General features: G+C 69.4%; 12 protein-coding genes. 5 read left to right on the top strand and 7 right to left on the bottom strand.

Annotated features, from left to right (window positions below; genetic code table 11):
- The first annotated feature begins 92 nt into the window (after window positions 1-92).
- On the top strand, window positions 93-746 hold the full coding sequence (locus tag RUR_RS26060; protein ID WP_283137823.1) for a response regulator: 654 nt from the start codon (window positions 93-95) through the stop codon (window positions 744-746).
- Between the two features lie 116 nt (window positions 747-862).
- Window positions 863-1,534, top strand: a complete 672-nt coding sequence (locus tag RUR_RS26055; RefSeq protein ID WP_283137822.1) for a DUF4328 domain-containing protein — start codon at window positions 863-865, stop codon at window positions 1,532-1,534.
- Window positions 1,535-1,543: 9 nt separating this feature from the next.
- Here the strand turns inward: RUR_RS26055 and RUR_RS26050 are convergent, their stop codons facing one another.
- From RUR_RS26050 to RUR_RS26025, 6 genes are all read right to left on the bottom strand, one after another.
- Window positions 1,544-2,443 (bottom strand): DUF8094 domain-containing protein, encoded by a 900-nt coding sequence (locus RUR_RS26050; RefSeq protein ID WP_283137821.1) that lies wholly within the window; start codon window positions 2,441-2,443, stop codon window positions 1,544-1,546.
- A gap of 137 nt (window positions 2,444-2,580) precedes the next feature.
- On the bottom strand, window positions 2,581-2,955 hold the full coding sequence (locus RUR_RS26045) for a hypothetical protein (protein WP_283137820.1): 375 nt from the start codon (window positions 2,953-2,955) through the stop codon (window positions 2,581-2,583).
- A 77-nt stretch (window positions 2,956-3,032) separates the two neighbouring features.
- Entirely contained in the window at window positions 3,033-6,461 is a 3,429-nt protein-coding gene (locus tag RUR_RS26040) for a DNA polymerase III subunit alpha (protein ID WP_283137819.1), read from the bottom strand.
- Window positions 6,462-6,464: 3 nt separating this feature from the next.
- Complete coding sequence (locus RUR_RS26035; protein ID WP_283137818.1) at window positions 6,465-6,731, bottom strand: DUF6504 family protein; 267 nt, start codon at window positions 6,729-6,731, stop codon at window positions 6,465-6,467.
- 324 nt (window positions 6,732-7,055) lie between these two features.
- Window positions 7,056-7,940 carry an RNA polymerase sigma factor SigJ gene (gene sigJ, locus RUR_RS26030; RefSeq protein ID WP_283137817.1) on the bottom strand — a complete coding sequence of 295 codons (885 nt, stop codon included), beginning with the start codon at window positions 7,938-7,940 and terminating at the stop codon, window positions 7,056-7,058.
- Window positions 7,937-9,103, bottom strand: coding sequence for an NAD(P)-binding protein (locus RUR_RS26025; protein ID WP_283137816.1), 1,167 nt, complete (start codon window positions 9,101-9,103; stop codon window positions 7,937-7,939). Before RUR_RS26025 ends, sigJ begins: the two co-directional genes overlap by 4 nt.
- A 765-nt stretch (window positions 9,104-9,868) precedes the next feature.
- Here RUR_RS26025 and RUR_RS26020 point away from each other — a divergent pair.
- Window positions 9,869-10,348 carry a hypothetical protein gene (locus RUR_RS26020; RefSeq protein ID WP_283137815.1) on the top strand — a complete coding sequence of 160 codons (480 nt, stop codon included), beginning with the start codon at window positions 9,869-9,871 and terminating at the stop codon, window positions 10,346-10,348.
- Between the two features lie 160 nt (window positions 10,349-10,508).
- On the opposite strand, the gene RUR_RS26015 is transcribed toward RUR_RS26020, so the two are convergent.
- Entirely contained in the window at window positions 10,509-12,089 is a 1,581-nt protein-coding gene (locus RUR_RS26015; protein WP_283137814.1) for a DHA2 family efflux MFS transporter permease subunit, read from the bottom strand.
- Window positions 12,090-12,207: 118 nt separating this feature from the next.
- Here RUR_RS26015 and RUR_RS26010 point away from each other — a divergent pair, with 118 nt between their 5' ends.
- Both RUR_RS26010 and RUR_RS26005 read left to right on the top strand, forming a co-directional pair.
- Complete coding sequence (locus RUR_RS26010; RefSeq protein ID WP_283137813.1) at window positions 12,208-12,870, top strand: TetR/AcrR family transcriptional regulator; 663 nt, start codon at window positions 12,208-12,210, stop codon at window positions 12,868-12,870.
- A 33-nt stretch (window positions 12,871-12,903) separates the two neighbouring features.
- On the top strand, window positions 12,904-13,866 hold the full coding sequence (locus tag RUR_RS26005; protein ID WP_283137812.1) for a quinone oxidoreductase family protein: 963 nt from the start codon (window positions 12,904-12,906) through the stop codon (window positions 13,864-13,866).

Below are 13,866 nucleotides of genomic sequence, written 5' to 3'. Positions count from 1 at the left end.
TCGGCCGGTGGTGCTATCCGATGGCCGACGGGTCAGCCGAATGGCTGATTAGTACGGACTGCCCCCTTTTTCGAGGTGACAGAATCACCTATGTGACGATTCGGGTTCTCATCGCCGACGACCAGCAGCTTGTTCGCACCGGCTTTAAAATGATCTTGGATGCCCAGCCGGACATCGAGGTCGTCGCGTCGGTGGCCGACGGGGCGGAGGCCGTCGAGCACGCGCGGCGGCTCAGACCGGACGTGTGCCTGCTCGACATCCGGATGCCCCGGCTCGACGGAATAGAGGTCACCCGGATCCTGGCCGGCCCCGGGGTGGCCCAGCCGTTCCGCGTGGTCATCGTCACCACGTTCGACCTCGACGAATACGTGTACGGCGCGCTGCGCGCGGGAGCGTGCGGCTTCCTGCTCAAGGACAGCGGGCCCACCCTGCTGATCGAGGCGATCCGGGCCGCCGCGGGCGGAGACGCCCTGGTCTCGCCGTCGGTGACCGTACGGCTCCTGGAGCATCTGGCCAAACCCTCGACGACCGGGCACGGACGGGCCCCGGCCGAACCGCTCACCGAGCGCGAGCTGGACGTGGTCCGGCTGGTCGCGCGGGGCCGTACCAACCAGGAGGTCGCCGCCGAGCTCTTCGTCTCGCTGTCCACCGTCAAGACCCACCTCGGCAGCATCCAGACCAAACTCGGCGTACGGAACCGGGTGGAGGTCGCGGCATGGGCCTGGGAGTCCGGATTCGTCACCTGAACCGGTACTACGCCCCCGTTACCGGTCACAGAGATGGAACGATCTTGGGTTAGGAGTGTCCAACCCCGGGATATGTAGGCACTGTCTGTGATCAAGCGCATGCGGGGGGAGACATCATGCGCTATGCGCCAAGTGCGCCGGTTCGGCCTGCCATGTGGACCTGCGTTTTACTGGTTTCGAACGTCCTGGCGGTCACCGCTCTCGCGATCTTCGAGGCCACCCGTGGCCAGACGTTGATGCGAGAGATCGCCGCCATGGGCGGTATGCCCAGGGAATCGGAAGGTAACCCCGTCGTCGGGGCCGTCACGGTCTTCGCCCTGCTTGTCCTGCTGGCGACCGGAATCGCCCTCACCACCGCCGGGTCCTACCTGGGCTGGCTGTGGCGGGCCAGGCAGACCATCGAGGTGTACGGGCTGACCAGGCCGCGGTTCAGCCGGGGATGGGCGATCGCGGTGTGGTTCGTCCCGCTGGTCAACCTGGTCCTGCCGCCCCTGATCGTCCACGACGTCTGGCGGGGCAGCTCCTCCCCCCGGCGCCTCACCCTCGCCCCCTGGCTCACCCTGCTCACCTGCTGGTGGGCGAGCTGCCTGGTGACGGTCTGGACGCTGGTGTTCTCCCGTGGCCCGCTGCTGACCGGGACCGGCCACGCGCAGGCCGCCTCGGTCCTGGTCTCCGCGCTGCTGTGCGGGGCGACGATCTGGGAGATCACCCGGGCCCAGCAGATGACCACCGACTCCACCGTCCGCCTCGACGTACCCGCCGGGGCCGGTCGGCGGGGCCTGCGGTGACGCCCCGGGTCACCGCCCGGTGACGCTCACCCAGCCGGGCAGCTCCAGGCCGAGCCAGAGCGTCCGCCCCCGGCCGGCGTGGGCGACGGCCTGGTAGCTCGACCGCCAGTCCATCCTGCGGGTGAGCTCGGCGACGCCGAGCATGCGGGCCGCCTCCTGCTCCATCGTGACCGGGTGACCGCCTTCGCCTCTGACCGCCGTGAACGAGTGATCGAGGAAGTACCAGACGAGCGAACCGCCGTCGGCCGTACGCAGCGCGTAGCGCTCCTGCCCCGGCCGGATCTGCACCCGTGCCCGCCAGCGCGCGCCGGCGAACAGGCGGTGGTGGCGGCGGAGCGCCGTACAGAGATCGCCGCATCCGCCGCGGGTGATCAGCTGGGCGTGGTCGACGGCCGGGTCCGGAACCTCCCGGGGCTGGACGGCGTATCCGTCCCGATCCCGTTTGACCCGCGGCAGCGGCCCCTGCAGGGTGACCCGATGGCGGACCAGCCACGGCGCGCCCGGCGACCGCCGGACGAACACGGCGGCATGCCCCCGGCCCTCCGCGACGAACCACCGCGGATACCCGGTGAACTTGGGGATCAGGAACCGGTCCGTCACATCGCCGGGGATCCGGCCGGGCCTGGGGAGAATCCGGTAGAGGGCACTGTGCACGGCGAGCGCCGTACCGCCCTCCACCTGGGCGAGCAGCCGCTGGTCCCTACGCAGGTCGGCTTCGCCCGCGACCTCCAGATAGCGCCGGGCGATCCGCTCCGCCTCCGCCTCGGCCACGGCGGGCTGCGGCCCGCCCCGATCGGCGACGGTCGCCGACGGCGGCGCCGGGCCGGTCCCGCCGACCTGGGGCCGCGAGACGACGGAGCATGCCGCCAGCGCGACACACAGAGCAGCGGCAATCGCCCCACGGCGCATGACGGACCCCGTTACCGATCTGACGTTGCCCCATTAGTAACAGGTCGGAGCGCATCCCGCCCGCGCATCCGCCGGATACCCGCGAAGTACGGCCGACCGCGAGGGCCCGGTCACAGGCCCTCGCGGGGACGGGTCGCTCAGAAGGACCAGGTACCGGCGAAGACCGTGGGAGCCGTGCCGTTGTTCTTCACCTTGAGCCTGACGCACTGGCCGGTGGGGATCTGGGCGGCGGCGACGGCCGGCCGGTGGTCGTTCGCCACGATGGCGGCGGCACCGAGGTACTTGCCCTTGCAGTTGCCGACCTTCACCTCGGCGTTGGCGGCGTTCTCCTCCAGCTTCACCAGGACCGCGCCGAGCGAGTCCTTCGTCTTCTTGAGCGGACCGCTGGCGAAGATCTCCTCACCGGGGTTCACCGTCACTCTGAAGGAGTTCACCTCGGCGTTGGCGGGGACGGCTGTCACCGCGACCACACCGGCTGCGATCAGGGGAATCAGAAGCGCGGAGGGCTTCATGGCGTCTCACTTTCGATCGGCTGAACGGGACAACGAAGAATGTAGAAAGCCGATCGTCGAGAATCCGCAACCCCGGATCAGTGCCGAGGTAAATACTGTCGGCGCCCGGTGTCCCCGGAGCTTCCCTGGCTGGCGTGCCAGAGCCTGGCGGACGGCACGCTCGCCGCCAGGCCGGCCGCCGGAGACGGAACGGGCCCGAGGTCTGCGTACGGCGAGAGCCGGTAGCCGTTGCCGTACTCGATCGCCCGGCCGCCGACGCCCCCGTCGCGGGTTGCGGGCGCACGCCGTACCAGGCTCCGCACCGCGTCCGGCCCCTCGGCGGCGCGGAGCTCCTCAAGCGCCGGAAGGTCCCAGCACGCCTCGGCGCGCAGGGAGACCGCCCGAGCGCCGGTACGGCGGACCACCCCCCTCGCCACCAGCAGCCAGGACCCGAACACCGTGGCGGCGCAGGCCCCCTGGACCGACTCGAAGAACGTCAGGTCGACCGGCCCGGTCGAGTCGTCCAGCGTCACGAAAATCACCCGCTGCCCGGAGCGCACCGCGGGCGTCTGGGTGGCGACCTTGACCCCGGCGACCAGGATCGAGGAGTTGTTCCGGCAGCGCAGCAGGTCGCGGGAGCGGACGACGCCGAGCTCCGCGAGCAGCTCCTCGTGGAACCCGACCACGTGCCGGCTGACGTCCATCCCCAGGATCTCCAGCTCCGCCCGGACCGCCTCGGCCTCGGTCATCTCCGGCAGCTCCCCCGGCTCGATGCGCTCGGTGAACTCCAGGGGCATCTGCGCCCCCGCCCCCGACGGCCCCCGCGCCAGCGCCCCCACCTGGGCGATCAGATCGCGCCTGGTCAGGCGCCCCGGGCGCCAGCGGGGACCGGCCAGGCTCAGCCCGTACAGGCCGTCGGCTCCCCCCACCTCGACGACGCGTTCGGCGACGGGGCGGGACGGCCGCGCCCGCGCCCAGAAGTCGGCGAGGGAGGTGTACGGGCGGCCCGCCGTGATCCGCTCGACTTCGGCGTCGGAGACCCCCTTCACCGCGGACAGCGGAACCCGCAGGCCGTAGACGGGTCCGTCCGGGGTCGGGCGTTTCTCCACCTCCCAGTTCCGGCCGGACCGGTTGACGTCGAGCGGGAGGATCTCCACCCCGCATCGGCGGGCGTCGTCGAGGATGACCCGCGGCGGGTACATCCCCGGCTCGTGGGTGAGGATCCCGGCGAAGAAGGCCGCGGTGTGGTGCCGTTTCAGCCAGGCGGACTGGTAGGTGGGCAGGGCGAAGGCCGCGGCGTGGGCCTTGCAGAAGCCGAACGCGCCGAACGCCTCCAGGATCGTCCACACCCGCTCCACCGTCGCCGGGTCGAAGTCCGGCCGGGCGTTCGCCAGGAACCAGCGGCGGACGTCCTGGCGCCGGTCCGGGTCGCTCAGCGTCCGGCGCACCTTCTCCGCGTGGGAGAGGCCGCAGCCGGTGACGGCGTCGACGACCCGGAGAACCTGTTCGTGAAAGACGACCACCCCGTGGGTCTCGGCCAGCGCCTCCCGCAGACTTTCATGCGGATATTTCGCGACACGCCAGCCGTGCCGGGTCTCCAGATACGGGGTGACCATGTCGGAGTTGACCGGTCCGGGGCGGAACAGCGAGATGTCGACGATCAGATCGTGGACGGTCCGGGGCTCCAGCTTGGCCACCAGCTCCCGCTGACCCGGCGACTCGATCTGGAAGCAGCCCAGGGTACGGCCCGAGCAGATCATGTCGTAGGTCGCGGCGTCGTCCCGGGGCACCGCGTCCGGATCCACCGTCACCCCGTCCACCCTGGAGATCTCCGAGAGCGTGTAGGCGATGGCCGACTGCATCCGTACCCCGAGGACGTCCAGTTTGAGCAGACCGGCCTCCTCCACGTCGTCCTTGTCGAACTGGCTCATCGGGAAACCCATCAGGCTGTGCTGCACCGGCGTGCGGTCCCGCAGCCCGCCGTTGCCGACCAGCACCCCGCACGGATGCATGGCGATGTGCCGGGGCAGCCCGTCGAGCCGCTCCGCCAGGGCGAACACCTGACGCAGCTGTGCCTGGTCCAGCCCACTCGCCCGCAGCTCGGGCAGGTCGTTCAGCGCGGCCCGGATCTGCCGTGCCCGGATGTGCGGGAACGCCTTGGCGATCACATCGATCTCGTGCGGCGGCAGGCCCACCCCCGCGCCGACGTCCCGGATCGCGCTGCGGGCCCGATAGGTCTCCATCATCGAGACGCAGGCCATCCGCGTCTCGCCGTACCGCTCGTAGATCGCCCGATAGCAGTCGAGCCGCGCGGCGGACTCCACGTCGAGGTCGATGTCGGGGAGCCCGATCCTGCCGTCGGAGAGGAAGCGCTCCATGAGCAGGCCGTGCTCGATCGGGTTCACCTCGCTGATGCCGATCAGGTGGTTGACCAGGCTGCCCGCGCCGGATCCGCGGATGGCGCAGCGGACCGGGATGTGCCGAATCATGCTGGCGATTTCCGCGATGACGATGAAATATCCGGATAGGTTCTTCCGCTCGATGACGCGCAGCTCGTCCTCAAGCCGGGCCCGTGTCGTTTTGGATCGTTCCATACCTCGGCGGATCAGTCCGTCCTCGCAGTGGTTGCGCAGGAGCGGCACCGGATCCCGGCCGACCTCCGGCAGGTGGACCCGGCCCACGCGCATCGCCAGCACGTCGTCCGGGTCGAGCACGCAGCCCTCCGCGACCTCGCGGGTGGTGTGCAGCAACCGGCCGATCGCCGCCCGGTCCGGCCCGCAGATCCGCTCCGCGACCTCCAGCATCTCCTTCCCGCTCTTCAGATAGGCGTGCGACGTGCTCTGATCCAGATGCCGGGGGTGCAGCGGCGCCAGCCGCCGCGCCGCGTCCAGGACGTCCGCGACCGGCGCGTCCTGCGGATCCGCATACCGCACCTGATTGGTGAGTACGGCCTTGGCGCGCACCCGGTCGGCGAAGGCGAGCATCCGGGCCGCCGTGCTCGCCTCGCGGTAGCCGTACTGGTCGACGACCTCCACGGCGAGGTCCGGGACCGCTTCACGCCAGCGCCGGAACAGGTCCCGCGCGTCGTCGAACCGATGCTCGGCCACCGCCCGCCCGACGTCCGACCCCCGGCCGAGCAAGAGGACCAGCTCCCCCTGCGCCTGCTCCGCGATCGACTCACGGGTCACCGCGGGGGCGCCCCGGGCGCCGGCCTGCCCCAGATGGGCCGCGCTGGCCACCCGGCAGAGCGCGCCCCACCCGCCGGGTTTGGCCAGCAGGGTGACCCTCGCCGGCTTCCCCGGCGCGGAATCGTCCGCCAGCACCAGGTCGACGCCGACGATCGCCCGGATACCGGCTTTCACGCAGGCCTGGACGTGCTTGACCGCGCCGTAGATCCCGTCGCGGTCCGTCAGCGCCAGGGCGTCCATGCCGAGCTCGGCCGCCCGCGCGGCGAGGGCCGCCGGAAACGCGGCGCCGTACCGGAGCGAGTAGGCGGAGGCGACGTGCAGATGGGTGAACGGGCGCACCGCTCAGTCCCAGACCCGCAGCATCAGCCAGCCGTTGCTCGCGGTGTCGTACCGCAGCTCGTAGACCCCGACCTCCCGGTCCGGGGTCGCCTCGACCCGCCAGAACCGGCGCTCCCCCAGGTCGGTCTCGGTGGTCTTCCACCACTGGCGGGAGGTCACCCAGTGATCGAGCACCCGTTCCACCGTGTAGAGGCGATCGCGCCAGAGGAACCGGTCCGGCCGTCCGTCCCGGGTCCATGCCTCGATGGGGTCTCCGTACACTCTGCTCACGTCTCCTCCTCGCCCAGCGGTTCGGCCGTCGCGTCAGCATCAGCACGGTTGTCGGCGGTCCACCCGTTCATGGTCACTCTCCCCAGGCGCACGAATCGCCTCCGGGGGAGAGGCACGGCTGTAGACTTCGGATCGAACATACGTTCATAACATGATCGAACGCAAGTTCGTTAGTTTGCCGATTTTCCGCATGTCATCGACCGTGTATGCGGTAATAGACGGGAAGCCGCCCACCCGAAGACGCATCGCCGGAATCCACGGAGGTTTCCGCCGCCCACCCCCGGCTCCCACGGCGACGTTCACCGACGGGATCGGGGTGCGCGATCACTCCGCCGGCCGGAGGTGCGTGAGCTTGGCCGGGTTGAGGAGCCCGTAAACCTCCCTGATCAGCTCCCCGCCCGGAGTGGTGACCACGGTGAGCACGCCGAGCGGCGTCCCGTCGGCCAGCATCAGCGCGGTCGGCGGGCCGTCGCCCCGCGACCAGCGGACGTCCAGGGGCCGGTCGGTCCGGGCCACGACGGCGAGCAGACGGCTCACCTTGTCGTTCCCCCGGATCGGCCGCAGCGCCGTACGGACCTGTCCCCCGCCGTCGAACCAGAGCGTGACGTCGGGGGCGAGAACCTCCATCAGGCCGTCGAAACTGCCGCCGAGCGCCGCGTCCAGGAAACGTTCCGCGGCGGCCTGCGCGACGGCCCGCTCCGCGGCGAACCGGGGGCGGCGGGCCTGAACGTGCTCACGGGCGCGATGGACGAGCTGGCGAACGGCGGCGGGTGACCGGGCGAGGATGACGGCGATCTCGGAATGCTCGAACCCGAACGCCTCCCGCAGCACGAACGCCGCGCGTTCCAGCGGCGACAGGGTCTCCAGCACCACCATCAAGCCGAAGGCGACGGTCTGGGCGCGGACGACGTCCTCGGCCGGGTCCCCGCCGCTCTCCGGCCGCTCGGTCCACAGCGGTTCGGGCAGCCAGGGACCGACGTAGTCCTCCCGGGCCGAACGGGCACGCGTCACCTGGTCCAGCGCCAGGCGGGTGGTGATCCGCACCAGGTAGGCGCGCGGGTTGCCTACCCCGGCATGGTCCACCCCGGACCAGCGCAGCCAGGTCTCCTGAACCGTGTCCTCGGCGTCGGCGACACTGCCCAGAATGTCGTAGGCGAGGCTGAACAGCAGGTTCCGGTGAGCCTGGAAGACGTCGTGGGCCGTGGTCACGGCGCCGCCCCGACCTTGCCCGCCGCCGCACGCACCGCCCCCTCGGCCGCCTTGATCGCACTGTTGACGGAGATCTCACCGCGCATACCGGGCGCCGCCACCATGTCACCCGCCAGGAACACGCCGTCGCCGCGGTCGATCGCGGGACGGTCCCGCCAGGTGTATCCCGGCAGGTCCAGAGCTCCGGTACGACCCTTGGAGAACCCCGACCGCCGCCAGGTCGTCCGCTCCCGCCAGCCGGGGACCGTCAGGTCGGCGAGCTCCTCCACCCGCCTCCGGGCGTCCGTCCTGCCCTCGTCCCGGCGGACCGGCATGTCGATCTGGAACAGTGACTCCCCCTCCGGCGCGACCGTCGGATCCTGCATCGAATAGCTTTCGTGGAAGCCGCCGCCGTCGAGGTCGAAGCAGATGAAACGGTCCCGCGAGTCCCGGCGGACGGCCAGGTCGAGCATCGCACAGTTCCCGCTCTCCCAGGTCAGCGACGCATCGCCGAGGAGCACCCGGGCCGAGGCCAGCTCGGTCGCCACGATCACCGGCCCACCGGGAAGCTCGGTCACCCGGGAGTTCGGTTCCAGGCGGACCCCGAGCTCGCGGGCCCGGTCGACAAGCCTGCCGACGACGGCCTGCCAGCCTCCGATCACCCATCGGACGGCGGGCGGAGCCGGCGCGAACACCCGCCGCAGCAACTCCCACACGAAGGCGGCCGACAGACGCCCGGTGTCGGCGTCGTAGGTGACGACGCCGATCGCGTTGGCGGCCACCCTGGCCGTCTCCGCACCGTGGGTCCTGGAAACCCAGGTGAAGAAGTCCTCGTCGACGGGGGCTTTCCTGCCCCGCCCCGCCATCAGGCGGAGGAACCCGGCGGGCGGGAGGCGGCGCATCCGGCCGCCGTGCAGGAATCCCATCCGTACGGCGTCCCGGAGCGGCGGCCTGCCGAGCGGACCCGTCAGGCCCCGCGAGGTGAGCCAGCTCCAGTGCGGGCCGTCTGCGTAGAAGACGTGTGCCCCCTCATGGGCGATGTACGGCGCGGCGGTCGCCCGGCCTCGCCCGCCGAACGTGGCGTGGGCCTCATGCAGCGTGACCCGCGCCCCGGCCTCGGCGCACGCGATGGCCGCCACCAGCCCCGCCAGCCCTCCCCCGACAACCGTGATCTCCTTTGGCATATCCGTTTCCTCCTTGCCTTCCCGGTCCTCACCCCATACGAGGGAAAGCAAGCCCATGAATGTGACATACCGCCGCACCCGCGCAGGCAGGGTGGCTTCCCGTTGCCGTACCGCGATGGTCGCAAGGATCCGGCGTCTGCGGTCCGGACGTAAGCCGGTCCACGTCGGCCAAGGAACTCGATCGCCGCTTGTCCCCGGACCAGGCGAAGCGCACGTACGGAGAGCAGCCGGGCCGGCACCCAACGCCCCACGTGCCACGGCGAATGCGTGAACCGCACCGTGGCCGGCCGGAAATTTCGTGCCCGCGCAGCAACGATGGAGGCTGGAACGGCTGATTCCGGTCTACTTGGCCAGCGCTTCGGAGCTTCTCCCCGCCCGGTTCTTGAGTACCCGGAGGCGGGCGGCGAACTGCTCAATCTCTTTCGTCAGGGTCATCGCCCCCTCCGTTATGGTCCCATCAATCGAGAAGCATGTCCCACCCATATCCCAGCAGGCTAAGAAGCCGCAGCTCATGGTGGGAGAGACGTCCCAGTATCCCATCTCGTCGGTTTTCTATTGCCAGGGGTCGGTATCAGCGGCAAATATCGCCTGTGTTTCCAGTGCGGCGCCGCTGACGAGGGACGCCGGTGACGGCGAACAGGGGTGCGAAGCCACGTAAGCGATGAGCATTCTCCGTCGTCGCCGGCCTGGCGGCAGCCATCCCGCGGATTCCGCGCAGGAAATCGTCCTGGACTCAGGACCTGGAAAGAATCAAAGGAGAATTTCATGGGAAACCGAAATATCAAGCGTCGCGGTGGTGCGTTCGCCGCCATCCTGCTCAGCGTCACGGCGTTTACGGCGCTGACGCCGGGAACGGCCCAGGCGACCCCCGCCGAATGCGACGGCACCGCGGTGGTCGGACGGTTCCGGGCCGTCGAGAGCGGAGCGTCGTTCAACTTCAACGGCCGCAGGGTCGAATTGCAGAACGAGAGTCTCCTGGACCGCTACAGCCGCGCCGAGATCAAGACGGGGTTCCGCTCCGGCGACCAGGTATGGATCGACCGGAGCAGGCGAACGATGAGCCAGCGATCGCCCAGGTACTTCAGCGACGACAACCGTGTGCGCTCCTACGGCGGCGGCTGGAAACAGTGCGGCCCGTTCAACGTCTTCAGAACCCAGTCGGTCTACAGCTGGCACTACGCCGTACGGGCGTGCGCTCGCATCGACAATGTATCCAGGTGCGGCAATTGGGCCATCGACCAGTGACGGCTTCGGCCTGAGCACGGACAGCGCCATGAGTCCCGGGAACGGAGCCTCATGGCGCCGGCACACGGCTGGGCCGGGACTCCCGCCGTGGTGAGCCGGAAGACAGGAAGGGCGGCCGGTTTCCCTGGAGAAGCCGGCCGCCCTTCACGGCTGTCCTGGGCTATCCGACGTGGACCGCCGGGGCGTCGGTCTTGCGGCCGGCCTTGACCAGGAGGCCGAGGACCGCGGCGAAGACCGCGACGCCGGTGCTCACCGTGAAGCCGAGGTGCATGCCGTCGAGGAACGACAGGTGCGAGGCCTTCTCGATCAGAGAGGCCACCTGGTCGGGGGTGCCCGGGGGGACCGGGGCGAACCCGGAGGCGACCACGCCCTTGATCTGGTCGACCTGCTCCGCCGACGGGACGGGCAGCCCGGTCGCGCCGAAGTGGCCGGGGAGCACGTCCGTGACCTTGGCGGTGATCAGCGCGCCCAGCACGGCCGTACCGAGCGATCCGCCGACCTGCATGGCCGACTGCTGCATGCCGGAGGCGACCCCGCTGAGGTGCTCGGGCGAGTTCCCGACGATGATCTCCGTCGCACCGACCATGACGGGGGACAGACCGAAGGCGAGCAGTACGAACGGGATGGCGGTGTCGATGTAGCCGGCGTCCATCCCGAGCCGGGAGAGGAGGAACATCGCCGTCCCGGTGAGCAGCATGCCCACCACGATGGGGATCTTCGGCCCGAGTTTGCCGATGAGGAACCCGGCGAGCGGCGAGGCGACGATCATGCCCGCACTCATCGGCATCATCCGCAGACCCGCCTCCAGGGGTGAGAGGCTGTGCACGCCTTGGAAGAAGAACGTGAGGAAGAACATCGCGCCGAACATCGAGAAGGCGACGAGCACCATCAGCACGGTGCCCATGGACACCGACATGTTCCGGAAGAGACTGAGCGGGAGCAGCGGCTCCACGGCCCGGGTCTGCCACCAGAGGAAAATCGCGGTGAGCAGGATCGCCCCGCCGAGGAAGCCGAGGGTGTAGCCGGAACCCCAGCCCTCCTCCGGGGCCTTGATGATCGCCCAGATCAGGGCGAACATGGCACCCGACAGCAGGACCACCCCGGGAACGTCGATCTTGGAGAGGATGCCCGCCTTGCTTTCCTTGATCACCAGAACGGCGACGATCAACGCGACGATGCCGACGGGAACGTTGATGAAGAAGACCGACTGCCAGCTCACGTTCTCCACCAGGACGCCGCCGATGATCGGGCCGGCCGCGCTGGAGACACCGATGGTCGCACCCCAGATGCCGATCGCCATGTTCAGCCGCTCAGGGGGGAACGCCGCGCGGAGCAACGCCAGCGCGGCGGGCTGCAGCAGCGCGCCGAACAGGCCCTGGAGCACCCGGAACGCGATCAGCCAGCCGACTGAAGAGGTCAAGCCGATCGCCAGCGAGGTGAGGGTGAATCCGACGATGCCGACGACGAAGATCCGCTTATGTCCGAACAGGTCACCCAGCTTGCCCGCGGTGACGAGGAAGACGGCCAGGGCGAGCAGGTATCCGGTGGTGATCCACTGGAGGTCGGCGAGTGTGGTGTTCAGGTCGGCGGCGATGGCGGGGTTGGCGATGGCGACGACGGTGCCGTCCAGCATCACCATGATCACGCCGAGCGAGACCGCGAGAAGGGTGAGCCACGGGTGACCCTGCGGGCCTTTCGGAACCTGAGCAGGTGGGTCGATTACAGCGTTCGCCTGAGACATGGTGGTTCTTTCCCCCGGGGGCATAAGTACATTAAGTGTCAGCTGCTGACATATACTAGACCAATCAGTCAGCTACTGACATTTATCAGCGACTGACCGATCTGAGAGGAAGGTCACAATGTCAGACAGCGGGCTACGGGAACGCAAGAAGCAGCAGACCAGGACCGCCCTGATCGACACAGCGCTCGACCTCTTCCTCACCCAGGGCTACGAGACGACCACCGTCGATGAGATCGCCGCGGCCGTGAACGTCTCCCAGCGGACGTTCTTCCGCTACTTCGCCACCAAGGAAGAGGTCGCCTTGGCCTGCTTCGTCGAGACCGAGCACGCCTTCTTCGCCGAGTTCATGCTGCGCCTCGACCACGAAGCACCCTTCGCAGCATTGTGCACCGCATGGCGTACCATCATGCAAACGACTATTCTCAGTAACACCGAAAGATCACAGAGATTTCGCAAGTCTGTACGACTTGCCGAGATGAGTCCGATTCTGTTCGCCGGCAACCTCCGCCGGAACCTGAAAGTCGGGAAACAGCTCGCTGACGCGATCGCCACCCGATGGGGCATCGACCCGGAAGCCGATCCACGGCCAATCCTGATCGTCGAGTTCTTCTGGGCCGCGGTGCGCGTCGGCACCGGACTCTGCATCCACCCCGACACCACGGACCTGGAGGAGCTCTCCACCCGGATCGACGAGACCCTCGCGATCGCCGGGGAGGCACTGCGGTTCGGCTGGGACACACCCCCGGTGCAGCAAGCGGAAAGCTCCGGGGCGATATCGTGAACGATCAGAAGTCGTTTCGCGAAAGAGGCAGCCATGCGCGCGGTAGTCGTCTCGTCCCTCGGCGGACCCGAGGTTCTTGAGCCACGCGACCTGGCTGATCCCCTCCCCGGTCCCGGCGAGATCCTGATCGACGTCGCCGCCTCCGGCGTGAACTACATCGACACCTACCAGCGCACCGGTCTCTACCCCATGCCGATGCCGTTCGTCCCCGGGGTCGAGGGCGCGGGCACCGTCTCGGCCCTCGGCGAGAACGTCACCGGATTCGCGGTCGGCGACCCCGTCGCCTGGGTGAACGTTCCCGGCGGATACGCACAGAAGGCGGTGATCCCCGCTGACAAGGTCATCGCCGTCCCTTCCGGTGTCTGGATCGAGGACGCGGCCGCCGTACTGCTGCAAGGGCTCACCGCGCACTACCTCACCCACTCCACCTACCCCGTCCAGCCGGGCGATGTGGCCCTGGTCCACGCCGCGGCGGGCGGAGTAGGGCAGCTCCTCACCCAGATGGTCAAACTCCTCGGCGGACGGGTCATCGGCACCGTGTCCACCGAGGAGAAGGAGAAGATTGCCCGGGAAGCCGGAGCCGACGAGGTCTTGCGCTACGACGACTTCGCCACCGCCGCCCGGGAGTTCACCGGCGGCGCCGGCGTGCACGTCGTCTACGACGGGGTCGGCGCCGCCACCTTCGAGGGCAGCCTGAACTCCCTGCGACCCCGGGGCATGATGGCCCTGTACGGCCAAGCCAGCGGCCCGGTCTCCCCCGTCGACCCCCAGCGGCTCGCCGCCGGAGGCTCGCTCTTCCTCACCCGCCCCTCCCTGGGCGCCTACCTCGCCACCCCCGAGGAACTCCGCACCCGCACCGCCGACATCTTCCGCCTGCTGGCCTCCGGCGCCCTATCCGTCCGCATCTTCCAGCGCTACAACCTCGACGACGCCCGCAAGGCGCACGAGGACCTGGAAAGCCGCCGCACCACCGGCAAACTCCTGCTTCTGCCGTGA

The organism is Rhizohabitans arisaemae, from assembly GCF_025996515.1.
In the GTDB taxonomy this organism is placed as follows: domain Bacteria; phylum Actinomycetota; class Actinomycetes; order Streptosporangiales; family Streptosporangiaceae; genus Rhizohabitans; species Rhizohabitans arisaemae.
This window is presented reverse-complemented; position numbering and strand designations above follow the sequence as displayed.